General features: G+C 68.2%; 24 protein-coding genes and 1 tRNA gene. 18 read left to right on the top strand and 7 right to left on the bottom strand.

The features are described 5' to 3' along the window. Nucleotides 1-29 precede the first annotated feature (29 nt). Entirely contained in the window at nucleotides 30-1,664 is a 1,635-nt protein-coding gene (locus N1027_RS17150; RefSeq protein ID WP_259509432.1) for an ABC transporter substrate-binding protein, read from the bottom strand. A 127-nt stretch (nucleotides 1,665-1,791) separates the two neighbouring features. On the opposite strand from N1027_RS17150, the gene N1027_RS17145 reads away from it, so the two are divergent. The 5 genes from N1027_RS17145 (at nucleotide 1,792) to ndk (ending at nucleotide 8,465) form a co-directional block, all read left to right on the top strand. After that, complete coding sequence (locus N1027_RS17145; protein ID WP_259509430.1) at nucleotides 1,792-2,418, top strand: TetR/AcrR family transcriptional regulator; 627 nt, start codon at nucleotides 1,792-1,794, stop codon at nucleotides 2,416-2,418. A 260-nt stretch (nucleotides 2,419-2,678) separates the two neighbouring features. Beyond that, a complete protein-coding gene (gene ileS / locus N1027_RS17140) occupies nucleotides 2,679-6,131 on the top strand; it encodes an isoleucine--tRNA ligase (protein ID WP_259509428.1) in 3,453 nt (1,150 codons plus the stop codon). Continuing rightward, nucleotides 6,124-7,587: a bifunctional folylpolyglutamate synthase/dihydrofolate synthase gene (locus N1027_RS17135; protein WP_259509426.1), complete on the top strand. Its 1,464-nt coding sequence runs from the start codon at nucleotides 6,124-6,126 to the stop codon at nucleotides 7,585-7,587. The genes ileS and N1027_RS17135 overlap by 8 nt, the downstream gene beginning before the upstream one ends. A gap of 13 nt (nucleotides 7,588-7,600) precedes the next feature. Next, a complete protein-coding gene (locus tag N1027_RS17130) occupies nucleotides 7,601-7,975 on the top strand; it encodes a DUF4233 domain-containing protein (RefSeq protein WP_259509424.1) in 375 nt (124 codons plus the stop codon). A 67-nt stretch (nucleotides 7,976-8,042) separates the two neighbouring features. Next, entirely contained in the window at nucleotides 8,043-8,465 is a 423-nt protein-coding gene (ndk, locus tag N1027_RS17125; protein WP_259509422.1) for a nucleoside-diphosphate kinase, read from the top strand. Here ndk and N1027_RS17120 read toward each other — a convergent pair. Then, nucleotides 8,462-9,076 carry a vitamin K epoxide reductase family protein gene (locus N1027_RS17120; RefSeq protein ID WP_259509420.1) on the bottom strand — a complete coding sequence of 205 codons (615 nt, stop codon included), beginning with the start codon at nucleotides 9,074-9,076 and terminating at the stop codon, nucleotides 8,462-8,464. The genes ndk and N1027_RS17120 overlap by 4 nt on opposite strands. Nucleotides 9,077-9,340: 264 nt before the next feature. Between N1027_RS17120 and N1027_RS17115 the strand changes: the two genes are divergently transcribed. Continuing rightward, the gene (locus N1027_RS17115) at nucleotides 9,341-12,076 is read left to right on the top strand and encodes an Rne/Rng family ribonuclease (RefSeq protein ID WP_259509418.1); all 2,736 of its coding nucleotides are present in this window, start codon (nucleotides 9,341-9,343) and stop codon (nucleotides 12,074-12,076) included. A 74-nt stretch (nucleotides 12,077-12,150) separates the two neighbouring features. On the opposite strand, the gene N1027_RS17110 is transcribed toward N1027_RS17115, so the two are convergent. Then, nucleotides 12,151-12,423 carry a DUF4031 domain-containing protein gene (locus N1027_RS17110; RefSeq protein WP_259509416.1) on the bottom strand — a complete coding sequence of 91 codons (273 nt, stop codon included), beginning with the start codon at nucleotides 12,421-12,423 and terminating at the stop codon, nucleotides 12,151-12,153. 156 nt (nucleotides 12,424-12,579) lie between these two features. Here N1027_RS17110 and rplU point away from each other — a divergent pair, with 156 nt between their 5' ends. The 4 genes from rplU (at nucleotide 12,580) to proB (ending at nucleotide 15,569) form a co-directional block, all read left to right on the top strand. Beyond that, nucleotides 12,580-12,888, top strand: a complete 309-nt coding sequence (rplU, locus tag N1027_RS17105) for a 50S ribosomal protein L21 (protein ID WP_092553951.1) — start codon at nucleotides 12,580-12,582, stop codon at nucleotides 12,886-12,888. A 12-nt stretch (nucleotides 12,889-12,900) separates the two neighbouring features. Next, nucleotides 12,901-13,158 carry a 50S ribosomal protein L27 gene (rpmA, locus tag N1027_RS17100; protein ID WP_092553949.1) on the top strand — a complete coding sequence of 86 codons (258 nt, stop codon included), beginning with the start codon at nucleotides 12,901-12,903 and terminating at the stop codon, nucleotides 13,156-13,158. Between the two features lie 111 nt (nucleotides 13,159-13,269). Then, nucleotides 13,270-14,778: a GTPase ObgE gene (gene obgE / locus N1027_RS17095; RefSeq protein ID WP_259509413.1), complete on the top strand. Its 1,509-nt coding sequence runs from the start codon at nucleotides 13,270-13,272 to the stop codon at nucleotides 14,776-14,778. Then, a complete protein-coding gene (proB, locus tag N1027_RS17090) occupies nucleotides 14,775-15,569 on the top strand; it encodes a glutamate 5-kinase (protein ID WP_259509411.1) in 795 nt (264 codons plus the stop codon). Before obgE ends, proB begins: the two co-directional genes overlap by 4 nt. Before the next feature lie 13 nt (nucleotides 15,570-15,582). On the opposite strand, the gene N1027_RS20175 is transcribed toward proB, so the two are convergent. After that, a complete protein-coding gene (locus N1027_RS20175; protein WP_259509410.1) occupies nucleotides 15,583-16,488 on the bottom strand; it encodes an EamA family transporter in 906 nt (301 codons plus the stop codon). Between the two features lie 51 nt (nucleotides 16,489-16,539). Here N1027_RS20175 and N1027_RS17080 point away from each other — a divergent pair, with 51 nt between their 5' ends. From N1027_RS17080 to N1027_RS17055, 6 genes are all read left to right on the top strand, one after another. Further along, nucleotides 16,540-17,820: a glutamate-5-semialdehyde dehydrogenase gene (locus N1027_RS17080; protein WP_259509408.1), complete on the top strand. Its 1,281-nt coding sequence runs from the start codon at nucleotides 16,540-16,542 to the stop codon at nucleotides 17,818-17,820. Nucleotides 17,821-17,864: 44 nt separating this feature from the next. After that, nucleotides 17,865-18,092, top strand: coding sequence for a hypothetical protein (locus tag N1027_RS17075; protein ID WP_259509406.1), 228 nt, complete (start codon nucleotides 17,865-17,867; stop codon nucleotides 18,090-18,092). Nucleotides 18,093-18,101: 9 nt separating this feature from the next. After that, a complete protein-coding gene (nadD, locus tag N1027_RS17070) occupies nucleotides 18,102-18,734 on the top strand; it encodes a nicotinate-nucleotide adenylyltransferase (RefSeq protein ID WP_259509403.1) in 633 nt (210 codons plus the stop codon). Further along, a complete protein-coding gene (locus N1027_RS17065) occupies nucleotides 18,731-19,795 on the top strand; it encodes a hypothetical protein (RefSeq protein WP_259509401.1) in 1,065 nt (354 codons plus the stop codon). The genes nadD and N1027_RS17065 overlap by 4 nt, the downstream gene beginning before the upstream one ends. A 35-nt stretch (nucleotides 19,796-19,830) precedes the next feature. Beyond that, nucleotides 19,831-20,202, top strand: a complete 372-nt coding sequence (rsfS, locus tag N1027_RS17060) for a ribosome silencing factor (RefSeq protein WP_259509399.1) — start codon at nucleotides 19,831-19,833, stop codon at nucleotides 20,200-20,202. 113 nt (nucleotides 20,203-20,315) lie between these two features. Further along, nucleotides 20,316-20,388 (top strand) — tRNA-Ala (locus N1027_RS17055). Between the two features lie 89 nt (nucleotides 20,389-20,477). On the opposite strand, the gene N1027_RS17050 is transcribed toward N1027_RS17055, so the two are convergent. Continuing rightward, on the bottom strand, nucleotides 20,478-21,158 hold the full coding sequence (locus N1027_RS17050; RefSeq protein WP_259509397.1) for an alpha/beta fold hydrolase: 681 nt from the start codon (nucleotides 21,156-21,158) through the stop codon (nucleotides 20,478-20,480). Nucleotides 21,159-21,170: 12 nt separating this feature from the next. Continuing rightward, nucleotides 21,171-21,626, bottom strand: a complete 456-nt coding sequence (locus tag N1027_RS17045) for a hypothetical protein (RefSeq protein ID WP_259509395.1) — start codon at nucleotides 21,624-21,626, stop codon at nucleotides 21,171-21,173. A 165-nt stretch (nucleotides 21,627-21,791) separates the two neighbouring features. Here N1027_RS17045 and N1027_RS17040 point away from each other — a divergent pair, with 165 nt between their 5' ends. Then, nucleotides 21,792-23,003 carry an ROK family transcriptional regulator gene (locus N1027_RS17040; RefSeq protein ID WP_259509393.1) on the top strand — a complete coding sequence of 404 codons (1,212 nt, stop codon included), beginning with the start codon at nucleotides 21,792-21,794 and terminating at the stop codon, nucleotides 23,001-23,003. Between the two features lie 69 nt (nucleotides 23,004-23,072). Here the strand turns inward: N1027_RS17040 and N1027_RS17035 are convergent, their stop codons facing one another. Continuing rightward, the gene (locus N1027_RS17035) at nucleotides 23,073-23,678 is read right to left on the bottom strand and encodes a helix-turn-helix domain-containing protein (protein ID WP_259509390.1); all 606 of its coding nucleotides are present in this window, start codon (nucleotides 23,676-23,678) and stop codon (nucleotides 23,073-23,075) included. A gap of 48 nt (nucleotides 23,679-23,726) precedes the next feature. Between N1027_RS17035 and N1027_RS17030 the strand changes: the two genes are divergently transcribed. Further along, nucleotides 23,727-25,100 carry an NtaA/DmoA family FMN-dependent monooxygenase gene (locus tag N1027_RS17030; RefSeq protein ID WP_259509387.1) on the top strand — a complete coding sequence of 458 codons (1,374 nt, stop codon included), beginning with the start codon at nucleotides 23,727-23,729 and terminating at the stop codon, nucleotides 25,098-25,100.

Below are 25,100 nucleotides of genomic sequence, written 5' to 3'. Positions count from 1 at the left end.
AGGCGCAGCCGGGGGAGCGGAAGGGAGAGCTACTGCTGAACCCACACGTCTCCGAAGTACGGGATCTGCAGCGTCGGCAGAAGCGACAGCCCCTGCACCTTCGTGGAGTAGCCGATCTTCTGCAGGTGGTCGTAGAGCGGCAACACGTACGCGCCGTCGGAGAGGATCTTCTGGGCCTGCTCGTAGAGGTCGGCGCGCGAAGCGTCATCCGTCGTCTCGCCGGCCTCGGTCAGCAGCGAGTCCAGCTCGGGGATCGACACGTGCGCGTTGTTCGCGTGGTAGCCGCTCGGTGCCGGGATGATGTTCGACGAGTGATACAGGATGCGCAGCACGTCGGGCGAGTTCTTGGTGTAGATCGCGCTGGTCACCCCGAAGTCCCACGACCCGAGCGCGGAGTACCACGACGACAGGTCGAGCGGGTGCAGCTCCACGTCGAATCCGACGTCTTTCGTGGTGGCCTGGATCTGCTCGAACAACGACTGCTCGGCCGGAATCGACTGGTTCGTCGAGATCGGGAAGTCGACTACCAGGCGCTTGCCGTCCTTCGTGCGGTAGCCCTCGGAGTCGCGGCCGGTCCAGCCGGCCTCGTCGAGCAGCTGGTTGGCGAGTGCGGTGTCGATGGTGAAGTCGTCGGGGAAGGATGCCCCGAACGGCGTGCTCGACGACAGCACCGAGTAGGACCGTTCGGCCGTGCCGAAGAACAGACTCTCGATGCCCGGGTTCACGTCGGCCGAGTGCACGAAGGCCTTGCGCACCCGCTCGTCGTCGAAGGGCGCGAACCCGGAGTTCAGCTCCAGACGGATGGAGGCGCCGGGCAGTGCGCCGGTGAGCACGTCGAATTGGTCGCTCGACGCGGCGGCCACCACGTTGTCGGGCTGCATCTCGTCGATCACGTCGACCTGGCCCGACTGCAGGGCTGCGAAGCGGGTGGCGGAGTCGGGGATGAAGCGCCAGATGATCTTGTCGAGGTAGGCGGGTCCGTCGTGAGCGGCTCCGGCCGGCGCGGAGTTGTAGTTCTCGTTCCGCACGAGCGTGATGCTGTCTTGTTTGGTCCAGCTGTCGACGATGAAGGGCCCGGTGCCGATCGGTGCCTCGCAGTTCGCTTCGAGGCCGCGCGCCAGCCCGGCGGGGGACTCCATGGCGAGCCAGGTCTGGGCCAGCGACTCGAGCAAGGCACTGTCGGGCTCCGAGAGGTTGAAGCGCACGGTGGTGGGGTCGACCACATCGACCGAGGTGACCTTGCCGAGCGCGAGGATGCCGGTCGACGACGCGGTTGCCGGATCTTGGATCTGCTCGATGTTCGCTTTCACCGCTGCCGCGTCGAACGGCGTGCCGTCGGTGAAGGTGACGTCGTCGCGGAGCGTGATGTCCCAACTCAGCCCGTCGGCCGAGGGGGTGCCTGCGGTGGCGAGCCAGGGCACGATGGTGCCGTCGGCGTCCTGGGAGAACAGCGACTCGAGGAAGTTGGTGCCCACGAGTGCCTGCGGCATGTTGCCGCCGTTGTGCGGGTCGAGGCAGTCGGGTTCGCCGAACCCGGTCGCGTAGGTGAGCGTGCCGCCGGCCGCGGGGGTCGAGCTCGCGGGGCCGGCCGCAGGGGCGCACCCGGCCAGAAGCAGAGCGGATGCGGCCGCGACGGCCAGGAGGGTGATGCTGCGGTGGGACACGAGAAAGCCTGCCTGATGTGGAATGGTGGGGGTGCGATCTGCTGCGATCGTCTCCAGTCTAATTGTTGGACTGGATCTATTTATTCCCGGGCTCGAGACGCCGGACTCAAGACGCACGGAGGCGACGATGGCTGGCAGACCCCGCGCATCCTCCCAACGGATGCTCGAAGAGGCTGCGTCCGAGCTCTTCCTCGAGAGCGGCTACGCGAAGACCACGATCGAGCAGATCACCCAGCGCGCCGGCGTGAGCCGCAACACCTTCTTCAACTACTTCGCGTCGAAGAGCGAACTCCTCTGGGTCGAGCTCGACGCGAGCCTGCAGGCGCTGACGGATGCGCTCGCCGAGCGGGCGAGCACCGACGACCCCCTCGGAGCGGTCGAAGAGGCGCTGCTCGTCACCGCCGCCGGTTTCACCGCCGAACGCGCACCCCTGGTGCTCACGCAGTATGAGGTGATGGGCATCGAGGCCGAGTCGAGGGCCGGTGGGCTCGCGCGCGCCCTCGCTCATGCCGACCTGATCGAGCGCTACCTGGTGTCCCGGCTCTACGCCCGGAATCCCGAGTCCGCCGACCGGCCTTTGCAAGCCCGAGCGATCGCGCTCGCCGTCATCGGCGCCGCCGCGGCCGCCGTGGGCCGTTGGGCCGCCGACGGCCCGGCCCGGGCGCCGCTCGTCTCCTACGTTGATCGTGCGGTGCATCCGGTGCTCCGCGGATTCGGCGGGGTCGGCGGCCAGGACGGCCCGGGAATCCGCTAGAATTACCGCACCATGGCTGTGAACCGGCAATCACCGGGGAGTCGTCGGAAGAAGGGTGCGCGAGCATCCGGTAGAACCGAACGGGTCGGGCCCGTCAAAGCCTAAGAACAAGCGGTCGGCGCCACGCGAAAGCGGCGGAACCGGCAAGCGAGGTGGTACCACGGTGGGGAGCGGAGCTCCGATCCGTCCTCGTGGACAGAGCAGCATCGATCCGCAGTGCGGACAGTGCAGCAGCACAGATCAGGCCGTCCAGGAGAACCATGTACCCCAAAGATTCCCACGAGTTCAGCGCCGTCGTGCCCTCGCCGAGCTTCCCCGCGCTCGAAGAGGGCGTGCTCGCGTTCTGGAAGGGCGACGACACCTTCCGCGCCAGCATCCAGAACCGGGCGGATGCGCCGGAGTGGGTCTTCTACGACGGCCCGCCGTTCGCGAACGGCCTGCCCCACTACGGGCACCTCCTCACCGGCTACGCCAAAGACCTCTTTCCGCGCTTCCAGACCATGCGCGGCAAGAAGGTGGAGCGCCGTTTCGGCTGGGACACCCACGGCCTGCCCGCCGAGCTCGAGGCGATGAAGCAGCTCGGCATCACCGAGAAGAGCCAGATCGAGGAGATGGGCGTCGAGGTCTTCAACTCGGCGAGCCGCAAGTCGGTGCTGAAGTACACGCACGAGTGGCAGGACTACGTCACCCGCCAAGCCCGCTGGGTCGACTTCGACAACGACTACAAGACGCTGGACATCACCTTCATGGAGTCGGTGCTCTGGGCCTTCAAGGAGCTGCACACGAAGGGCCTCGCTTACGAGGGCTACCGCGTGCTGCCCTACTGCTGGAAAGACGAGACCCCGCTCTCCAACCACGAGCTGCGGATGGACGACGACGTCTACAAGATGCGTCAAGACCAAACGGTCACCGTCACCTTCCCCCTCGTCGGCACGCGTGCGGAGTCGCTCGGCCTCACCGGCGTCGAAGCCTTGGCCTGGACGACGACCCCCTGGACCCTTCCCACCAACCTCGCCCTCGCCGTGGGCCCCGACATCGAATACGTCGTGGTGCCGCACGCTCTGGCGCCCGGGGAGCGGAGCGGTGTGCAGGAGCACCTGCAGGGCCAGGAGTTCCTGCTCGCCCGCGAGCTCGTGGGCTCCTACGCCAAAGACCTCGGCTACGAGTCGGCCGCCGAGGCGCTCGCCGCCGCCGAGCGCTGGGCCACCGAGCCCGGCACCGGCCGCCGCGCCGCCTACTACGGCCGTGACCTCGAGGGGGTGGCCTACGACCGCATCTGGGACTACTACGCCGACACCGAGAAGTACGGCACCCAGAACGCCTGGCAGATCCTGGTGGCCGACTACGTGTCCACCGGCGACGGCACCGGCATCGTGCACCAGGCACCCGCCTACGGTGAAGAAGACCAGAAGGCCTGCGAGGCGGCGGGCATCCCGGTCATCATCTCCGTCGACGACGGCGGCCGCTTTCTCTCCAGCGTTCCGGATGTCGAGGGGCAGCACGTCTTCGATGCCAACAAGCCGCTGACGCAGATGCTGCGCGCGGCCGGACGGCTCGTGCGTCAGGCCAGCTACGAGCACAGCTACCCGCACTGCTGGCGGTGCCGCAATCCGCTCATCTACAAGGCGGTGTCGAGCTGGTTCGTGCGCGTCACCACCATCCGCGAGCGGATGGAGGAGCTCAACCAGCAGATCGAGTGGGTTCCCGAGAACGTGAAAGACGGCCAGTTCGGCAAGTGGCTCTCCGGAGCCCGCGACTGGTCGATCTCGCGCAACCGTTACTGGGGTTCGCCCATCCCGGTGTGGAAGAGCGACGACCCCAACCACCCGCGCATCGACGTCTACGGCTCGCTCGAGGAGCTCGAGCGCGATTTCGGCCGCCTTCCCGTGAACAGTTCGGGCGAGCCCGATCTGCACCGCCCCTACATCGACGACCTCACCCGACCGAACCCCGACGACCCCACCGGGCGCAGCACGATGCGGCGCATCCCGGATGTCTTCGACGTCTGGTTCGACTCCGGATCGATGCCCTTCGCCCAGGTGCACTACCCGTTCGAGAACCAGGAGTGGTTCGCCACCCACAGCCCGGCCGACTTCATCGTGGAGTACATCGGGCAGACCCGCGGCTGGTTCTATCTCATGCACGTGCTCTCGACCGCGCTGTTCGACCGGCCGGCCTTCAAGAACGTCATCAGCCACGGCATCGTGCTCGGCAACGACGGTCAGAAGATGTCGAAGTCGCTGCGCAACTATCCGGATGTCTCGGAGGTCTTCGACCGCGACGGCTCGGATGCGATGCGCTGGTTCCTCATGTCGAGCCCGGTGCTGCGGGGCGGCAACCTGATCGTGACCGAGGAGGGCATCCGCCAGGGCGTGCGCGAACTGCTGCTGCCGCTGTGGTCGACCTATTACTTCTTCACCCTCTACGCCAATACCGCCGAACCGGGCGGATATGAAGCGCGCTGGCGCACCGACTCGACCGACGTGCTCGACCGCTACCTGCTCGCGAAGACCCGCGAGCTCGTGCAGAGCGTCACCGCCGATTTCGAATCGCTGGATGCGACGCTCGCGGCGGCGAAGCTCCGCGACTTCGCCGACGTGCTCACGAACTGGTACGTGCGGCGATCCCGTGACCGCTTCTGGACCGGCGACGACCACGCCGCATTCGACACCCTCTACACGGTGCTCGAGACGGTCACGCGGGTCGCGGCCCCGCTCATCCCGCTGGTCGCGGAATCGATGTGGAAGGGCCTCACCGGAGGCCGCAGTGTGCACCTCACCGACTGGCCGAGCGAGAACCTCTTCCCAGCCGATGCGGGCCTCGTGCACACCATGGACTCCGTGCGCGCCATCTCCTCGACGGTGCTCTCGCTCCGCAAGGCCAACGGCCTGCGGGTGCGCCTGCCGCTCGCCGGGCTCACGATCGTGACCGATGACGCGGATGCGCTCGCGCAGTTCGAGGGCATCCTGAAAGACGAGCTCAACGTCAAGAGCGTGACCTTCGTGAACCAGAGCGAAACCACCGCGGCCGAGTTCGGCATCACGTCCCGGCTCACCGTCAACGCGAGGGTGGCCGGCCCGCGGCTCGGCAAGAGCGTGCAGCAGGCCATCCAGGGCGCCCGCACCGGCCAGTGGTCGGAGGCCAACGGCGTGGTGACGTCGGGGGGCATCGACCTTCTGCAGGGGGAGTACGAGCTGGTGCTCGAGGCGGCCGCCGCGGCATCCGCTGACGGCACAGGCGAAGCGCACACCAGCGCGCTGGCGCTGCTGCCCACCGGCGGCTTCGTGCTGCTCGACACCACCCTCACTCCCGAGCTCGAGGCCGAGGGTCTCGCCCGCGACGTCATCCGCGCGGTTCAGGATGCGCGCAAGTCGGCAGGATTCGACGTGAGCGACCGCATCGCCCTCGACCTGGTCTTCTTCTCCGACGCGGATGCCGACGCGGTGGCGTCAGCCGTCGCCGGCGGTACGGGTGGCGACGGGGGCGCCTCCGTCGACGTGGCCGGGGAGACCCTCGCCACCGACTTCGCGGTGCACTCGCCCCGCGACACGCCGTCGATCGAGGGCTATCGTGATGTTCTCGCTTCGGAGTGGCTCGGCACGGTGGCTTCGGCAGCTCCCGAGCACTTCGCCCGCGTCAGTGCGGGCAAATACGCCAACCAGGATGAGTTCCTCATCGCCGTGAGCCGGAAGTCGGTGACCCAGAATGTCTGATCAGTTCTTCGGTGGAGATTTCGGCCCGCCCGCAGACGACCCGGAAGACGAGAACGCCGAGTTCGACGGCGAACGCGAGGGCGACTTCGAATCGGCCGGCCTCGATGCGCCCGACGAGTTCGTGGAGGAGGGCGACGCGGTCTACGCCGACCTGCTCGCCCGTCTCGGCGAGGCGGCCCCGCAGCCGAGACTCTCCGCCAGCCGGCGCGTCGTGGAGCTGCTCGGCGACCCGCAGCGGTCGTATCCGATCATCCACATCACCGGCACCAACGGCAAGACCAGTACGAGCCGCATCATCGAAAGTCTGCTTCGCGCATCCGGTCTCCGCACGGGTCTGTTCACGAGCCCTCATCTCGAGCGCGTGAACGAACGCATCACCATCGATGGCGTGCCTATCTCGAACGAGGCGCTCGCGGCCAACTGGCGCGACATCGAACCCTTCCTCGACCTGGTCGACACCGAGCTCGATGCCGCGGGGGAGCCGCGCCTCACCTTCTTCGAGGCGCTCTCGGTGCTCGCTTTCGCCTCCTTCGCCGATGCCCCGGTCGATGTCGCTGTGATCGAGGTCGGCATGGGTGGCGAGTGGGATTCCACGAACGTCGGCGACGGCCAGGTCGCCGTGTTCACGCCGATCTCTCTCGACCACACGGCACGGCTCGGCAACACGGTGGCCGAGATCGCGCGCACCAAGTCGGGCATCATCAAGCCGGCTGCCCAGGTGGTCAGTGCGGCCCAGCCCGTCGAGGCGCTCGCCGAGCTCGAACGCGCCGCAGAACTCTCCGAGTCGACCTTCGCGGTCGAGGGCGACCGCTTCACATTGCTCGAGTCGACGGTCGCTGTCGGCGGCCAGCTGGTCTCGGTGCAGGGACTCGCCGGTACGTACCGGGAGATCTTCCTGCCGCTCTACGGCAACCATCAGGGGCACAATGCGGCGGTCGCTGTCGCGGCCGTCGAGTCGTTCATCGGCGGCGGCACGCAGGCGCTCACCGAGGGTGTCATCACCGAGGGCTTCGCCACCGCCAGCTCGCCCGGCCGGCTCCAGCTGGTCGGAACCGAACCGACCGTGCTGGTGGATGCCGCGCACAATCCCGGCGGGGCAGGGGCTCTCGCGGCCGCACTCGGCGAGTACTTCACCTTCGACAAGGTGGTGGCCGTCATCGCGGTGCTCGCCGACAAAGACGTGGAGGGAATCATCCGCGCCCTCGACCCCGCAGTTACCGACTTCGTCGTCACCTCCTCGTCGTCGGATCGCGCGATCGACCCCGACGAGCTCGCCTCGATCGTCGTGCGCATCGCCGGTGCCGACCGCGTGCTGGTCGAGCCCGACCTCGCCTCCGCCCTCGAGCAGGCCCGCGACCTCGCGGGCGAGACCGAGAAGGGTGCTGTGGTCGTCACCGGGTCGATCACCCTGGTGGGCGAGGTCATCCAGATCGCCGCCGCCGAGGAATGGAAATGATGGGCGGCCCGGCATGAGAAGCAGCTCGGTTCGGCAGAACCTCGGCGCGATCGTGCTCGGGTTCGAGTCGGTGGTGATGTTCTTCGCCGCGCTGGTCATCTTCGGACTGAAGGCGCTGCCGGCTCCTGTCGCTCTGATCGGTGGAGCGGTGCTGTGTCTGTTGCTCCTCGCGAACGCCGCCCTGCTCCGCTACCGCTGGGGCTACGCCCTCGGCTGGGTGCTGCAGGGCGTGATCGCGCTGGCGTGCATCCTGGTGCCGTTGCTGTCGATCGTGGCAGCCATCTTCATCGGCCTCTGGATCTACTGCATGGTGAAGGGTGCGCAGATCGACAAGATGAACGCCGCGGCCGCTTCCGCGGCATCCGACACCCCCGAAGACGACGTCTAGTCGCGCCCGCTAGGGTGATCTCGGAAAACTCGCGCCGCACCTCGCGGCAACCCCCGGAAGGATCATCGTGACCACGCACGTCGAAGAAACCCTCGTCCTCGTCAAGCCCGACGGCGTCGCCCGCAACCTCACCGGCGAGATCCTGCGCCGCATCGAGGCGAAGGGCTACCAGCTCGTCGACGTGAAGCTCGTCGAGCCCGATCGTGAACTGCTCTCGAAGCACTACGAGGAGCACCAGGGCAAGCCGTTCTACGAGCCGCTGGTCGAGTTCATGGAGTCGGGCCCGATCGTGGCCTTGCGGATCGCCGGCAACCGCGTGATCGAGGGCTTCCGCTCGCTCGCCGGCACCACCGACCCCACCACCGCCGCTCCCGGCACGATCCGCGGCGACCTCGCCCGCGACTGGGGTCTGGCCGTGCAGCAGAACCTCGTGCACGGCAGCGACTCGCCGGAGTCGGCGGCCCGCGAGCTCGCCCTCTGGTTCGACTAGAGGGACTGGATGATCGAGGTGATGGCGTCGAGCCGCAGTTGCGCCATCACCACGATCACGAGGTAGCAGAGTACCGCTACGATCCACACCCACGGGTAGAGCAGCGCCGCGATCTCCCGGCTGCCCGCCCCGTTGCCGAAGTTGCCCTCTTTGAGGTTGTAGGCGGTGACGTAGAGGAACAGCGGGATCATGACGAGCCACACCAGCATGCAATACGGGCAGAGCGTGCCGAGCACGAAGATGGACTGGCCGATCAGCCAGACCACGAAGGCCAGGCCGAGCGCGAAGCCGAGGTTGAACAGCACCCAGAACCACTTCGCGAAGCGGGCGCCGGCCAGGATGGCGACGCCGACCACGATCGGCGCCACGAAGGCCGCCACCCCGATGATCGGATTGGGGAAGCCGAAAACCGACCCCTGGGCGCTGGCCATGTTCGGCCCGCAGGTCACGAGCGGCGAGATGTCGCAGCTCGGCACATAACCGGGATTCATCAGCGTCCGGATCTTCTCCAGCGTCAGATCGAACGCGGAGTACCAGCCCACCACACCCGCCACGATGAGGAAGACGGCGAGACCGATCGGGCGGCGATATGGCTCGGTCTGGGCTGGCACGCTCCGATTGTTGCACAGGCCAATCGCGAGCAATCTGGGAATGCGTGCGATAATCGAGCGTGGAAGTCCACGAATGACGTGGAACCTCTGAAGAAGACTTATCGGGCCCGCTGCGCGCCGCGCGGCACGAGACCCGAACGGATAGAGCGCGAAACCGCGCATTGGTCAACGAGATTGGCGGAGTATTTCGCGAACGCGGAACTTCGCTCGTGAGAGTACCTGCTGGCAGGCGAAGGCCTCCGGCTGGCAAGGAGTGCACCAGAGATGGTGGAGAAAATTTCAGACAATGACAATGGTTCGAACAACGGAGAGGGATCGGGTCGTCGCAAGTCCCGGCTGTTCGGCTCACGCCGAGCGGTGAAGAAGACGGATGCCCCGGCATCCGTCGTTCCCGACAATCCGGTCGCGGCTCCCGAAGCCCCGGTGGTGGCCTCTGCTGACGCTGGGTCGGGCGGTGGGCCCATCGCCGAGCCGAACGCTCCGGTCGCGGGGACTCCCGTGGTCGAGGGTGGGCACGACGACGAGCCCGGCCTCGCGCCGTTCGCGGTCGCATCCAGCGGAACCGTCGAGACCCCGGTGGCCGAGAAGCCGGTCGTTCGGGCGCTCAGCACCACCTCGCTGATCTTCCAGGCGCCGGATCTGCCCGATCTGCCGCCACTTCCGCCGCGGGGCGACCGCGACGGGCGCGAGCGCGACCGCGATCCGCGTGACCGTGACCCGCGTGACCGTGACCCGCGCGACCGCGATCCTCGTGACCGCGACCCGCGCGACGACGACCAGCCCTCCGACTCCTCCACCGTGCGCCGGCGCTCGCGTCGCCGCTCCGGCGAGGAGAACCGTGGGGGAGAAGGCGACCCGGCGAACACCGTCGTCAAGGTGCGCACGCCGCGTGAGCCCGATCTCATCACCGAGCCCCAGCGCATCAAGGGTTCCACCCGCCTCGAGGCCAAGAAGCAGCGCCGCCGCGACGGGCGCGACGCCGGTCGCCGCCGCCCGGTCATCACGGAGGCTGAGTTCCTCGCCCGCCGCGAGGCCGTCGATCGTGTGATGGTGGTGCGCGCCAAGAACAACAAGATCCAGATCGGTGTGCTCGAAGACGGTGTGCTCGTCGAGCACTACGTCGCGAAGGCGCAGGACGCCTCGCTCATCGGCAACGTCTACCTCGGCCGCGTGCAGAACGTGCTGCCGAGCATGGAGGCCGCCTTCGTCGACATCGGGCGCGGCCGCAACGCCGTGCTCTACTCCGGCGAGGTCGACTGGGATGCCGCGGCCGAGAACTCCGAGGGCAAGGGCACCCAGCCCCGCCGCATCGAGCTCGCGCTGAAGTCGGGCGACACCGTGCTCGTGCAGGTCACGAAAGACCCGGTGGGTCACAAGGGCGCGCGCCTGACGAGCCAGGTGAGCCTGCCGGGCCGCTATCTCGTCTACGTGCCGAACGGCTCCATGAACGGCATTTCGCGGAAGCTCCCCGACACCGAGCGGGCACGCCTCAAGCGCATCCTCAAGGAGGTGCTGCCCGAGAACGTGGGCGTGATCGTGCGCACCGCGGCCGAGGGCGCCACCGAGGAGCAGCTGACGCTCGACGTCACCCGCCTCACCAACCAGTGGGCCGACATCAGCGAGCAGGTCACGAAGCAGCAGGCTCCGCACCTGCTGCACTCCGAGCCCGACCTGCTGATCAAGATCGTGCGCGACGTCTTCAACGAAGACTTCCACAAGCTCGTCATCTCGGGCGACGAGGCTCAGGCCACCATCGAGAACTACCTGCGCGCCGTGGCGCCCGACCTGCTCGAGCGTGTCGAGAAGTACGAGGGCGAGCGGGATGCCTTCGACGAGTACCGCGTCTCGGAGCAGATCGAGAAGGCGCTCGACCGCAAGGTCTGGCTGCCCTCCGGCGGCTCGCTCGTGATCGACCGCACCGAGGCGATGACCGTCGTCGACGTCAACACGGGCAAGTTCGTGGGCTCCGGCGGAAACCTCGAAGAGACCGTCACGAAGAACAACCTCGAAGCAGCCGAGGAGATCGTGCGGCAACTCCGCCTCCGCGACATCGGCGGAATCATCGTGGTCGACTTCATCGACATGGTGCTCGAGACCAACCGTGATCTGGTGCTCCGACGCCTGATCGAGTGCCTGAGCCGCGACCGCACCAAGCATCAGGTGGCGGAGGTCACCTCGCTCGGACTCGTGCAGATGACCCGCAAGAAGCTCGGCCTCGGGCTCATCGAGTCGTTCAGCGAGCCCTGCGAGGTCTGCGCCGGCCGCGGAATCATCATCCACCACGACCCCGTGGTGAAGCACCGGTCTTCGGGCAACGGCAACGGCGGTGGCCAGCAGCAGACATCCGGCGGCGGTCGCCGTGGTCGGGGCGGCAACTCCGGCGGCAACGGCGGATCGAACGGCTCGTCGCATTCTTCGGGTTCCGGCAACGGCAATGGCGGCGGCAGCGTCGTCACCCACGCCATCACCGACGACGCGAAGAACGCGCTCGCCCAGATCGCGGCTTCCACCATCGCGGCGGCGAACGGTCACGACAAGGCCGAGCAGGCGTCGACGACGGACGCGCCGGCCGAGGTCACCCCGGCCGAGGCCTCCGCCGCCCCGGCGGCAGAGGCTCAGCCGGAGCAGTCGGCGCCCGACGTCGGCCGTGCGGCGAGCTCTTCCTCGCGACGCCGTAAGGCGCGGCACACGAAGCCCGACGGCGACGTGGGCGAGACCGCTTCCGAGGCCTCTCCGGCTGTGGAGCCGCCGGCAGCGAAGGCCGAAGCATCGGCCGAGGATGCTGTCGCCGACGCTGCGGAGCCCGCGATCGCCATCCTCGACATCCCGGTCAAGAAGGCCGCGCGCGCACCGCGGGTCGCTCCGCAGGACGCGACCCAGCTGCTCGATTCGGTGCTCGACGCCCTGCCCGAGCCCAAGCAGCCCGGCCAGGGCCGCTCGCGCAGTCGTCGTGTCTCCACGGCGGCGGTGTCGGCCCCCGTCGAGCCCGCGGACTCCTGATCCCTCCCTCGCGACTCGCCACGATCCGCCCTCTCCGCGCTGTTTCAGGGCGGATTGTGGCGAGTCGCGAGCAGTCAGCGCGCGGGGCGGTCCTTGCCGCGCACGCGGAGGCCGGAGGCGCGCAGGCGCACCACCAGGTCGCGGTAGGAGACCGGCAGTGCGCCCTCCGCCACGAGCTCCTCGTAGCGGTCGGCCGGAACGTCGTAATGGTCGAGGTCGAAGCTCCGCGGCGGCAGCCCGGCGCGGGCCGCGAAAGCGTGCAATTCGTCGAGCGATTCGTCGCTCACCAGGTGGCCCCAGACGGTTCCGTGGGCCGGCCACATCGGCTGATCGATCAAGACGGTCACGCTGCCGAGTATCGCACTCGCGTCGGTTTGACCGAAATCACTGCATCGAGTAGGCTTGACCGCTGGTGTGCGTAGAGCAATGCTCTCCTGATCGCCATGACTTCCAAGCGTCGCAGATTGCGCTTTTGAGGGCCCCCAAAGAGTTAGGTACGTAAATTGGTTTACGCAGTTGTGCGCGCCGGTGGTCGGCAGGAAAAGGTTGAGGTTGGCACCATTGTCACTCTCGACCGGATCAAGGCCGACAAAGACGGCAACATCGAGCTGGCGGCTGTGCTGCTCGTCGATGGCGAGAAGATCACCTCCGACGCCTCGTCGCTCGCCAAGGTGAAGGTCACCGCCGAGGTTCTCGAAGACCTCCGCGGCCCGAAGATCGTCATCCAGAAGTTCAAGAACAAGACCGGGTACAAGAAGCGCCAGGGCCACCGCCAGGAGCTCACCCGCGTCAAGGTCACCGGAATCAAGTAAGGATCAGGGCACATGGCACACAAAAAGGGTGCGAGTTCCACTCGCAACGGTCGTGACTCCAACGCACAGCGTCTGGGCGTCAAGCGCTTCGGTGGCCAGGTCGTCGGAGCGGGCGAGATCATCGTCCGCCAGCGCGGCACCCACTTCCACCCAGGCGTGAACGTCGGCCGTGGCGGAGACGACACGCTCTTCGCCCTCGCGGCGGGCTCGGTCGAGTTCGGCGCCAAGGGTGGCCGCAAGGTCGTCAACATCGTCGTCGCGGCTGAGTAGCACACTCAAGAACCGCGATGAAGCAGGGGTGGGCCGATGCCTGCCCCTGCTTCTGGCATTAAGCACTGAACACTGCAGTAACGAATCCACAGAAATGGTGAGGGAACCGGAATGGTGACTTTCGTCGACCACGTCACCCTCCACCTGAAGGCGGGCCACGGCGGCAACGGATGCGTGTCCGTGCGCCGTGAGAAGTTCAAGCCGCTCGCCGGCCCCGACGGCGGCAACGGCGGCCATGGCGGCGACATCGTGCTGGTGAGCGACCCGCAGACCACGACGCTCTTAGGCTTCCACCGGCATCCGCACCAGTCCTCCGACAACGGCGGCCCCGGTATGGGCGACCACCGCGCGGGCGGCAACGGCGGCGAGCTGGAACTCGCGGTGCCGATCGGCACCGTCGTGAAAGACGCCGATGGTGTCGAGCTGATCGACATGTCCGAGCCCGGTATGCGCTTCGTCGTGGCCGAGGGCGGCCAGGGCGGCCTCGGCAACGCCTCGCTCGCCACCACCAAGCGCAAGGCCCCCGGATTCGCCCTGCTCGGCACCGAAGGCTGGGAGGGCGATGTCCTCCTCGAACTCAAGACCGTCGCCGACGTGGCGCTGGTCGGCTACCCCTCGGCCGGCAAGTCGAGCCTCGTGGCCGCGATGTCGGCCGCCAAGCCGAAGATCGCCGACTACCCCTTCACGACGCTCCACCCCAACCTCGGCGTGGTCGAGACCGGGAGCGTGCGCTACACGATCGCCGACGTTCCCGGCCTCATCGAGGGCGCCAGCGAGGGCAAGGGCCTCGGCCTGGAGTTCCTGCGCCACGTGGAGCGCTGCAGCGCCCTGCTGCACGTGCTCGACTGCGCCACGCTGGAGCCTGGCCGCGACCCGATCAGCGACCTCGACGTCATCCTGGGCGAACTCGCCGCCTACCCGGTGCCCGAGGGTCAGGTGCCGCTGCTGGATCGCCCGCAGCTGATCGCGCTCAACAAGATCGACGTGCCCGAGGCGCGCGAGCTGGCCGACTTCGTGAAGCCCGACCTCGAGGCCCGCGGCTATCGCGTGTTCGAGATCTCGACGGCGAGCCACGAGGGTCTGCGTCAGCTCTCCTTCGCGCTGGCCGAACTGGTCGAAGACTCCCGGATCGCGGCTGCCGCCGATCCGAAGCCGGCGAAGATCGTGATGCGCCCGCGGGCCGTCGACGACGCCGGTTTCGTCATCAAGGTCGAGGGCGGAACGCACGGCAACGTCTACCGCATCATCGGTGCCAAGCCCGAGCGCTGGGTGCAGCAGACCGACTTCACGAACGACGAGGCCGTCGGCTTCCTGGCCGACCGCCTGGCGAAGCTCGGGGTCGAAGACCAGCTGTTCAAGTCGGGCGCCGTCTCGGGTTCTGCCGTGGTCATCGGCCGCGGCAACGGTGTGGTGTTTGACTGGGAGCCCACGCTCACCTCCACGGCCGAACTGGTGACGAGCCCGCGTGGTTCCGATCCTCGCCTCGAAGGCCAGCGCCGCCGCACCAGCAACCAGCGTCGCGAGGAGTACTTCGAGCTGATGGACGCCAAGGCCGAGGCGCGCGCCGAACTGGTGCGCGAGAAGGAAGCGGGGCTCTGGGCAGACGAGGACGAGCTGTGACCCGTCGCCCGGTGCTCACGCGCGCCGGCATCCCGGATGCCCGTCGCGTGGTCGTGAAGGTCGGCTCGTCGTCGATCAGCGGCGAGAACGCCGGGCAGATCGAGCCTCTGGTCGACGCCCTCGCGGCCGCGCACGCCCGCGGCACCGAGATCATCCTGGTCTCCTCCGGGGCCATCGCCACCGGCATGCCCTACCTGCAGCTCGACGCCCGCCCCCACGACCTCGCCACCCAGCAGGCCGCGGCAGCGGTGGGCCAGAACGTGCTGATCTTCCGCTACCAGCACAGCCTCGACCGCTACGGCATCGTGGCCGGTCAGGTGCTCTTGACGGCCGGTGACCTCGAGAACCCCACGCACCGCTCGAACGCCCAGCGCGCCGTCGACCGACTGCTCGGGCTCCGCATCCTGCCCATCGTCAACGAGAACGACACGGTGGCGACGCACGAGATCCGCTTCGGCGACAACGACCGGCTGGCCGCGATGGTGTCCGAGCTGGTGGGAGCGGATGCGCTCATCCTGCTCTCCGACGTCGACGCGCTCTACACGCGCCCGCCGCAGGAGCCGGGAGCGGTCAAGATCACGGAGGTGCCGATCGGCGACGACCTCGCCGGAGTGACCTTCGGCGACGTCAGCTCGTCGGGAGTGGGCACCGGGGGAGCGGCCACGAAAGTCTCCGCCGCACGCCTCGCGGCCGCCGGAGGCACCGCGGTGCTGGTCACGGCCACCCCGCGCGTCGCCGAGGCTCTCGAAGGCGCCGACCTCGGCACCTTCTTCGAGCCCGCCCCGCTCTGACCCTCCGTCGGGGTCAGGAGACGCTCAGCAGCACCGCGGCCAGGATGGCCAGCCCGATGCCCACGATCTGCACGCGCGACACGCGTTCGCGCAGCACGATCGCGGCCAGCAGCACCGTCGCCAACGGATAGAGGCTCGAGAGCACCGAGACCACCGCGAGGTTGCCGAGGTGCAGCGCGCTCATCAAGAAGGCGTTCGCGCCACCGAGCAGCACGCCCGCGGCCACGGCGGCGAGCCACGCGGCCCGGCGGGACAGGTGCAGCTGCCGCACACCGGCCGCCGGCTCGGCTTCGGGCTGTGCCGCGAACCACGGGATCTCCCGCCGGAGGAGTCGCAGCACCCCGATCAGGGCCGCCAGCACGACGACCCCGCCCGCCATCTCGAGGAATGCTGGCAGCAGGCCCGAGTCGGCCGGCGAGGCGTCGAGCGCGACGACGGATGCGCCGAGCAGGATTCCCGCGGCCACCGCGAGCACGGCGCCGGGCATCGTCACCCGCACCGCGGCATCCACGTGCTGCTGGGAGATGAGGATGGTGGCCACGACGGCCAGTGCGACCGCGCCCCAGCCGAGGGGGCTCAGACCCTGCCCGGTGACGAGCGCTGCCGCGACCGGCACGAGGGCCTGGATGAGCGCGACCACGGGCGAGAGCAGGCTCATCGGCCCGATCGCCATCGCCGCGTAGAAGGTGATGAACCCGACCACGGCGAACAGGGCGGCAGCCGAGCCCGAGACCGTCGCCTCGACGCTCCACGACCAGCCGCCGAAGGCGAGAGCGACGGCGATCACGGCCGTGCCGAAGAGATAGTTCACGAGTGTCGCCGGCAGCACCGCGAGGCGCCGGGCGGCGAGCCCGCCGAGGAAGTCGGAGGTGCCGTAGAACAGGCTCGATGCCACGCTGAGCAGAACGACGACGATCACTCGCCACCCCTCTCCGGCCGGCCGGTCGCGGTCGACGCGTAGACTTCTGGCATGCCTGAGGTTACCGTTCTGGAGACTGCCGCCGCGTCGGGTTTCGACGAGAAGCTGGCCGCGGCCCGCAGCGCATCGCTCGTGCTGGCGACCGCGAACACCGACCTGAAGAACCAGGCCCTGGAGGCCATCGCGGCGGCGATCGAGTCCGGTGCTGGGCAGGTCGTGCCGGCCAACGACCTCGACCTCGCCAACGGGCGGGAGAACGGCCTCTCCACAGCCCTGCAGGATCGTCTGCGGCTCGACGAGGTGCGACTGGCCTCACTCGCCGCTGCCGTGCGGGAGCTCATCGCCCTGGTCGATCCGGTCGGCGAGACCGTGCGGGGCCGCAACCTTCCGAACGGTGTGCGCATCGACGAGGTGCGGGTGCCGTTCGGCGTCGTGGGAGCCATCTACGAGGCGCGCCCGAACGTCACCGTCGACATCGCGGCCCTCGCGATCAAGAGCGGCAACGCCGTGGTGCTGCGCGGCGGATCGGCGGCCGAGAACACGAACCGCGTGCTGGTTGGCCTCATCCAGGGCGCGCTGGAGTCGGTGGGCCTGCCCGGCGCGTCCGTTCAGACCATCGACGAATTCGGGCGCGACGGAGCGAAGCGGTTGATGCAGGCGCGCGGGGCGGTCGACGTGCTGATCCCGCGGGGGAGCGCGCAGCTGATCGACACCGTCGTCACCGAGTCGAAGGTGCCCGTGATCGAGACCGGCGCCGGCGTCGTGCACGTCTTCCTCGACGCCTCGGCGAACGAGCAGTGGGCGGTCGACATCGTGCACAACGCCAAGGTGCAACGACCGAGTGTCTGCAATGCGCTCGAGACGCTGCTGGTGCACGAGGATGCCGCGGAACGACTGCTCGGGCCGGTGCTCACCCGACTCACCGCGTCGGGCGTCGTCATCCACGCCGACGAGGCGACGAGGGCGCTGTTCCCGGATGCGGTGCCCGCGACCGAGGAGGACTGGCAGACCGAGTACATGAGCCTCGACCTGGCCGTGCGCGTGGTGCGCGACGTCGATGAGGCGATGGAGCACATCCGCCGCTACTCGACGCATCACACGGAGTCGATCATCACGAACGACCTGGGCAACGCCGAACGGTTCCTCAACGAGGTCGACTCGGCGGTCGTCATGGTGAACGCTTCGACCCGGTTCACCGACGGCGGGGAGTTCGGCTTCGGCGCCGAGGTCGGAATCTCGACCCAGAAGCTGCATGCCCGTGGCCCGATGGGGCTGCCGGAGCTCACCAGCACCAAGTGGCTGGTGCGGGGTTCGGGGCAATTCCGCAGATAGCGGTATCGTAGGAACGTTCGTTCGTTCTACCCGTGGGAGAAGAGATGTCTGCAATGGTCACCGTGCTCGCCGCCGTCGGTGTCGACGTGCCGGTCGAGCTTCCCTTCCCTCCCATCGTGTTCGGTCTCATCGCCGCCGTGGTGTTCATCGCCCTCGGCGTCGTCACCTGGACCTACCGTGACGTGTCGAACCGTCACCCCCACAAGTCCGCCCGGTTCGCCCAGACCCACGACGTCCACGGTCATGCCGACCGCACGGGTGCCGATCACTGACACGGCCGGATGACGATCGATTCGCGCCGTGCGGACGCTGGCTCGGCCCAGCATCAACGGCGGCGCCGCATCGGCGTGATGGGTGGCACCTTCGACCCGATCCACCACGGTCACCTCGTGGCCGCCAGCGAGGTCGCGACCTCCTTCGACCTCGACGAGGTCGTGTTCGTGCCCACCGGCCGGCCGTGGCACAAGTCGCCGGTCACACCGGCCGAACACCGCTACCTGATGACCGTCATCGCGACGGCATCCAATCCGCGGTTCACCGTGAGCCGAGTCGACATCGACCGCGGCGGCGTCACCTACACCATCGACACGCTGCGCGATCTGCAGGCCTCGCATCCGGATGCCGACCTCTTCTTCATCTCGGGGGCCGACGCGATCGCGCAGATCCTCAACTGGAAAGACGTCGACGAGCTCTGGGAACTCGCTCATTTCGTAGCAGTCTCCCGGCCCGGTCACACCTTCGCCATTTCGTCTTTACCGCGCCAGGACGTAAGCTATTTGGAAGTTCCGGCGCTTGCGATATCGTCCACTGACTGTCGCGGCCGGGTCGGCCGGGGTTTTCCGGTGTGGTACTTGGTACCCGACGGTGTCGTTCAGTACATCACCAAGCACCATCTATATCGGAGTGTTGAATGAGTTCGTCCAATGGAGAGCCGCCGCTGACGCGGAGGCAGCTACGCGAGCTGGAGCGTCAGAAACCGCGCAAGGAGCGCGAAGCCGACGCCAAGGCGGCAGAAGAAGCTGAGGCTGCGCGCAAGGCCCAGGCCGAGCGCGAAACGACCGAGCATGCTGCGGTCGGCGCGGTGTCCGGTGTCGTCGCCGACGACGGTGCCGATGCCGAAAACGCTGCCGATACCGAGATCGTCGAAGACACCATCATCCCCGAGATCGTCCACTCCGAAGACGACCTGCAGGATGACACGGAGCCCGCGACCCTCGCTCAGCCCATCATCGATGTAGTGCCGATGTCGGAGCCCGTGCTCGTGCCGTCGTCCGACAACGACACCCAGTTCGCCGACGAGGGCGACGACGACGAGGCGGAGCACGCCGAGATCGTCACCGTCACCGATGACACGGGCGAGACCGTGATCGAAGAGATGGTGATCGACGTTCCGATCGCCGACACCGTCGACCCCACCGCCGAGGCCGCCGCCCATGTCGAAGCCGAAGAGCGTCAGGCCGCCGAGGCAGAGCCCACCCTCGCGCCGATGTTCCAGAGCCCCGGCGATCGCACCCCGGTCTCGAGCGAAGAACTGCCGTCGTCCTTCGACGACCTGATCTCGCTCCGCAACACCGCGGCCACCAACTCGATCTCCACCACGAGCGCTCTCGTGCTGCCGAACGTGCCGGGCTCCGGCGACGTCGGCACGGCGCTCGATGAGACCGGTGAAGTCATCATCACCGGCTCGATCGATCTGCCGGCCAGTTTCGGCGCCACCGGTGCTCCGGCATCCGGTCTCGAGTCGAACGACCTCGACACCCTGCTCGACCGTTCAGAGGGCGAGACCGGCACATCCGACGTCGCGCCCGTGAGCGCGAGCCGAGCGATCTCGACGAACACCTCGTCGACGTCGCTCATCGCCCCTCCGAAGCGGGCGCGTGCCAACGCGCCCGTCGTGCTCGCCATCACAGCGGGCGTCCTCGCCGTCGGCGTGGTCAGTCTGCTGCTCGCCGTCTTCGTCTTCCGGGTCTTCTAGGCTGCGGCCTGGCCCGAACTGAACAGAAAGTCTTCGTGACTGCTTCAATCAACTCGATCGAACTCGCTCAGCTCGCCGCTTCGGCGGCCGACTCCAAGCAGGCCGAGAATCTCGTCGCCCTCGACGTCTCCGGACCGCTTCCGCTCGCTGACGTCTTCCTGCTCGCATCCGGCCGCAACGAGCGCAACGTCGTCGCCATCGCCGAAGAGATCACCGACCGCCTGGCCGAAGCCGGCAGCAAGGTCATCCGGCGGGAAGGCTGGTCGGAGGGGCGCTGGATCCTGCTCGACTTCGGCGACCTCGTCGTGCATGTCTTCCACGAAGAAGACCGCATGTACTACTCGCTCGAGCGGCTCTGGAAAGACTGCCCCGTCGTTCCGCTGCAGGTGACGGCGGCGGATGCGTAACCCACGCATCCGGAGCCTGGCGTGGTTCGCGAGCGGGCTCGGCATGTAGTAATCTAGACAAGTTGTTTCCGCGCGAGTGGAGGCAGCGAAACCAAGATGTGGCAACACAGATTGGGCCCGTGGCGCAGTTGGTAGCGCACCTGCATGGCATGCAGGGGGTCAGGGGTTCGAATCCCCTCGGGTCCACCGAAGAACTTCCACCGGCGTCATCCTGCCGGCCTCTCCTCGCTTGACCGTCGCTCTGACGTGCTTGCCCTGACGTGCTTTATCTGACGTCAGTGCTCTGCTGCTGCGAGAATCAATCGGGCCACGTCGTGCGAGTGGCTGATCATCGCCAGGTGGCCGCTGTCGAGTTCGATGGTCTCAGCCTTCATCCGGTCGGCCAGGAAGCGTTCCAGCTCGGGCGACGTCGTGCGGTCGCGCGTGGAGACGGAGTAGTACGTGGGGCGCGAGCGCCACGCCGCTGCCGTCGTGCGGGAGGCGAACAGCGTGTCGGCCACAGGCCCCTGCACGGCGTAGAGCGTGCGGGCGCGCTCAGCTCCGATGCCGTTCGCGAAATCGGCGAGGAAGGCTTCTTCGGAGAGTTGCGCGAAGCCATTCGAGTGAACGAGCCCTGCCGAGGCGGGCGGTGTCGGAAACCGGCCGGCCAGCGCCGCGTAGTCCTCGCCGGCATCCGGTGCCCGTGCGGCGACGTAGACCAGGGCCGAGACGCGCTCGTCGGTGCCGGCTTCGCTGATCACCGTGCCCGCCCAGGAGTGGCCCGCCAAGACGGTCGCACCCTCCTGCAGCGCGAGCGCGCGTCGTGTCGCCGCCACGTCGTCGGCGAGCGAGGTCAGTGGATTCTGCACGGCCGTCACCCGCAGGCCGGCCTCCTGCAGAAGGGGGATGACGTCGGCCCACGACGAACCGTCGGCATACGCACCGTGCACCAGCACGACGTTGCGAGCGCGGGTCATGGCGTGTGCTCCTCAGACCGCGATGAGGTCGGGGGTGGTCGACCGGAGGTCGGCGCGGCCGACGCTCACCCGCCCGAGCACCGCGTCGAGCGCCGTCGAGGGGCTGGGAGCCCGCACGACGAACTGCGTGCTGTCGATCTGGATGCTGGTGGTGGGCGAGCCGGGATAAGCATCCGTTCGGGCTATGGTGCGTCCGACGGCCGTGGCGATGTTCGCGTAGAAGGCGGCCGCGTCCAGCGGAACCTCGGCGTCGCTCATCGTGACCGTGGTGCGCGGAGTGGTGGTGGCCGCGATGCCGTTGGAGGACTCGACGGCGATGATCCGCACCACGAAGACGGTGCCGGAATCGGCGCCGATGTCTTCGCTGCGGAAGCCCACGGCCTCGGCGAGTTCGGTGACCCGGCGCACGTCACGCGCCGATCGGGGAGCGTTCCACACCCAGGCGTTGAGCTCCAGCTCGTGCTGCATCTGTGCCTCCTGCGTCGTCAGTCGCGACTCCGCTCGATGGCATCGTCGCCCACGACAAGGATTATGACACCAGCAGGTCGACTTTTGCAGGTCTTTCGACAAAAGTGTCCGGTTCGTTACGTTTCCGCGGCAGCTCGGCGTCGGTGCTGTGGTTTACTGGGCCGCATGAGTGGAGTGTTCGGCGGCCCGAGTGCCGCTTCGGCGCCGGGGAACGGTGCGAGCGGACTCTTCCAGATCCTTCGCGACGGCCGGCCGCGCACCCGGGCCGAGCTGGCCGCCCAGACCGGGCTCGCCCGATCCACGATCGCCTCCCGCATCGACGGATTGCTCGCCCTCGGCCTCATCGCCCCGGTGGGCGAGGCCATCTCCACGGGAGGTCGCCCGTCGTCGCGTTTCGCGTTCAACCCGCGGGCGCGTGTCGTGCTCGCCGCCGATCTCGGCGCAACCCACGCGACCATCGGCATCAGCGACCTCAGCGGAACCATTCAGGCCCGCCACAGTGATCCGATCGACATCACCGACGGCCCCGACCGCGTGCTCGGCTGGCTGGTGGAGGCAGGGCTGGATTTGCTGCACGAGGCCGGCCACGACGAGGGCGACCTGGCCGCGATCGGGATCGGCCTGCCCGGCCCGGTCGAACACACCTCGGGCCGACCGACCAACCCTCCGATCATGCCCGGATGGGACGGCGTCGACGTGCCGGCCCGCGTGCGCGACCGCATCGACGTGCCCGTGCTGGTCGACAACGATGTCAACCTGATGGCGCTCGGGGAGGTCGCCTACGCTTGGCCGGGGGTGCAGCACTTCCTCTTCGTGAAGGTCGCGACCGGCATCGGATCGGGCGTGATCTCGAGCGGCGTGCTGCAGCGGGGCGCACAGGGAATCGCGGGCGACATCGGGCACGTGCAGGTTCCGCACGGCGCCGACACGCCGTGCCGCTGCGGAAACCGCGGATGCCTGGAAGCCGTCGCCTCCGGACCTGCGATCGCCGAGTCCCTGCGCCGAGCGGGCATCGACAGCCCGAACGGCGCCGACGTGATCGCTCGGGTGCGGGCGGGCGACGTGGAGGCCATCCAAGCCGTGCGCCAAGCAGGCCGCGACATCGGCGAGGTGCTCGCTGCGTGCGTCAGTCTCATCAACCCCTCGGTCATCGCGATCGGCGGGTCGATGGCGCAGGCCGGCGAACATCTGATCGCGGGCGTGCGCGAGGTCGTCTATGCGCGGTCGATGCCTTTGGCCACCGAACACCTCTCGATCGTGCAGTCGCGGGCGGCGGTGGATGCTGGACTGATCGGAGCCGGCGTGCTCGCGATCGAGCACGTGCTCTCGCCCGAACGGATCGACGCGCTGGCCGTCTCGGAGGTCGTCGGGTTCTGAGGGTGATGAGTGTCGACCGATGCCTCTATCGGATCGGTCGCTCCCACACCGGTGGAACCTCACCACGCCTCAGTGCGAGGGCACGCCCGAGGTCACGATGACGACGCGGAAGCCGCGCGGCCCGATGGCGCGCCACCCATGTGCGACACCGGCCTCGATCGCGAGCGAGTCGCCCGGGCGCAGGGTGTGCCCCGTGCCGTCGAGGAGACCGACCTGGAGCGTGCCGCCCAGGAGGTAGAGGAACTCGTCTTCCTCGTGCGTCGCGAACTCGGTGTACTCGCGTTCGACGCCCACCATCTCGATGCCGAAGAGGCCGCGCGGCAGCTGTGCCAGCTGCCAGACAGCCCGATGCCCCGCCGCCGGCCGCTCCTTCGCGTGCACCACGTCGACGCCGCCGCCCGTGAGCCGTTCCGAGGGCGGTGTGGCGAGCAGGGCGCCCGAGGGCACGCCCAACGCTGCCGAGAGCCGAGCCATCGAGGCGAGGCTGAGCCGCGCGTGACCCCGCTCGACCAGGCTGAGGAACGGCTGCGACATCCCCACGAGCCCGGCCAACTGCACCAATGTCAGCGCGCGCTCCCGCCGCAGACTCCGGATGCGCCCACCCATTGCCACAGCCTCCTCGTCGAGCGGGCCCGTCGATCGCCCCGCGCCCGCCCCGCCGGATTTCACGACCACGAAACCTCCCGAAATCTGCTGGAAAGATATATATGACATAAATATCCCATGAACCCCCTCATTCTCGGGATCTTCCAGTACATCGGTCCGAACGGCACAGTCGGCTCCGCGTGGCAGCACCCGCGCGACACCTCTGCCGACTTCACGAAACTCTCGCACTGGACCGCGCTGGCGAAGAAGTTCGAGGACGCGCGGTTCGACTTCCTCTTCCTCGCCGACAGCTACGGCTTCCCGGCCCTCGACGGCGAACTGCTGCCGGCGGCGGTGCGCGAGGGGCGCGGCATCCCGCACGGCGACCCGATGCCGCTCATCTCGGCGGTCGCGGCCGTCACCGAGAATCTCGGCTTCATCGTGACCACCTCGACCACGGTCGAACCTCCCGCGGCCAACGCGCGCCGCTTCGCCACCCTCGACCACTTCACCGATGGCCGGATCGGCTGGAACATCGTGACCGGCTCGTCGGGAGCCACCGCCGCAGCCCTGATGGGCAAGGAGCTGATCGCACACGACCTCCGCTACGACATGGCCGACGACTACCTCGACGTGAACCTCACCCTCTGGGAGGGCTCCTGGCAAGACGACGCCCTGGTGCGTGACAAGGCGAGCGGTGTCTACGCCGACCCCGAGAAGGTGCACATCGTGCATCATGAGGGGCCGTACTTCCGCACCGACGGCATCCTGAACCTGCCGCCCTCGCCGCAGCGCACCCCGCTGCTCGTGCAGGCCGGCGCCTCCGGGCGCGGGCGCGATTTCGCGGGGCGCAATGCCGAAGCGGTGTTCGTGGGAGGTGGCGAGCCCGAGACGGTGGCGCGCACCATCGCGGGCGTTCGAGCGAGTGCGGTCGCCGCCGGACGACCTGCCGACGCCATCAAGATCGTGGTCGGCGCCCTGTTCATCACGGCGCCGACGAGCGAGGAGGCCTGGGCGAAGCACGCCGAGATGCTCGCGATGTCGACCCCGGAGGGTGCCGCGGCGATCTACGCCGGCAACACGGGGGTCGATCTGCTGGCGCTCGATCCCGACAAACCGATCGCCCAGTCGCGCACCGAGCTGGGGCAGTCGAACCTCGAGCGCTACCTCGGGCGCGACGGCAAGCCGGCACCACTGGTGCGCGACATCCTGGAGAACTTCCGGCGCACGGGCATCAACGGCAGCGTGTTCGTGGGCAGCCCGACGGAGGTGGTCGACCAGGTCGAGGAGTTCGTGCGGCAGACCGGGGCCGACGGATTCCTCATCCAGCCGCACCTGACTCCCGAGACCTATGACGACTTCATCGAGCTGCTGCTGCCCGAGCTCCGCCGCCGGGGCCTGGCTCGGAGCGAATACGAGGGCGCGACCCTACGGGAGCGGCTGTTCCCCGACGGCACCGCTCACCTGCCGAAGACGCACCGCGGACACGCCTTCCGAGCCGGCCGCGCCTGA

Source organism: Herbiconiux aconitum, from assembly GCF_024979235.1.
In the GTDB taxonomy this organism is placed as follows: Bacteria; Actinomycetota; Actinomycetes; order Actinomycetales; family Microbacteriaceae; genus Herbiconiux; species Herbiconiux aconitum.
This window is presented reverse-complemented; position numbering and strand designations above follow the sequence as displayed.

Bases quoted from the DNA above. Each gene is read 5' to 3' on its own strand.
- N1027_RS17145 (WP_259509430.1), top strand. From the start codon at position 1,792: ATGGCTGGCAGACCCCGCGCATCCTCCCAACGGATGCTCGAAGAGGCT.
- ileS (WP_259509428.1), top strand. From the start codon at position 2,679: ATGTACCCCAAAGATTCCCACGAGTTCAGCGCCGTCGTGCCCTCGCCG.
- N1027_RS17135 (WP_259509426.1), top strand. From the start codon at position 6,124: ATGTCTGATCAGTTCTTCGGTGGAGATTTCGGCCCGCCCGCAGACGAC.
- N1027_RS17130 (WP_259509424.1), top strand. From the start codon at position 7,601: ATGAGAAGCAGCTCGGTTCGGCAGAACCTCGGCGCGATCGTGCTCGGG.
- N1027_RS17115 (WP_259509418.1), top strand. From the start codon at position 9,341: ATGGTGGAGAAAATTTCAGACAATGACAATGGTTCGAACAACGGAGAG.
- rpmA (WP_092553949.1), top strand. From the start codon at position 12,901: ATGGCACACAAAAAGGGTGCGAGTTCCACTCGCAACGGTCGTGACTCC.
- obgE (WP_259509413.1), top strand. From the start codon at position 13,270: ATGGTGACTTTCGTCGACCACGTCACCCTCCACCTGAAGGCGGGCCAC.
- N1027_RS17080 (WP_259509408.1), top strand. From the start codon at position 16,540: ATGCCTGAGGTTACCGTTCTGGAGACTGCCGCCGCGTCGGGTTTCGAC.
- N1027_RS17075 (WP_259509406.1), top strand. From the start codon at position 17,865: ATGTCTGCAATGGTCACCGTGCTCGCCGCCGTCGGTGTCGACGTGCCG.
- nadD (WP_259509403.1), top strand. From the start codon at position 18,102: ATGACGATCGATTCGCGCCGTGCGGACGCTGGCTCGGCCCAGCATCAA.
- N1027_RS17065 (WP_259509401.1), top strand. From the start codon at position 18,731: ATGAGTTCGTCCAATGGAGAGCCGCCGCTGACGCGGAGGCAGCTACGC.
- N1027_RS17050 (WP_259509397.1), bottom strand. From the start codon at position 21,158: ATGACCCGCGCTCGCAACGTCGTGCTGGTGCACGGTGCGTATGCCGAC.
- N1027_RS17045 (WP_259509395.1), bottom strand. From the start codon at position 21,626: ATGCAGCACGAGCTGGAGCTCAACGCCTGGGTGTGGAACGCTCCCCGA.
- N1027_RS17040 (WP_259509393.1), top strand. From the start codon at position 21,792: ATGAGTGGAGTGTTCGGCGGCCCGAGTGCCGCTTCGGCGCCGGGGAAC.
- N1027_RS17030 (WP_259509387.1), top strand. From the start codon at position 23,727: ATGAACCCCCTCATTCTCGGGATCTTCCAGTACATCGGTCCGAACGGC.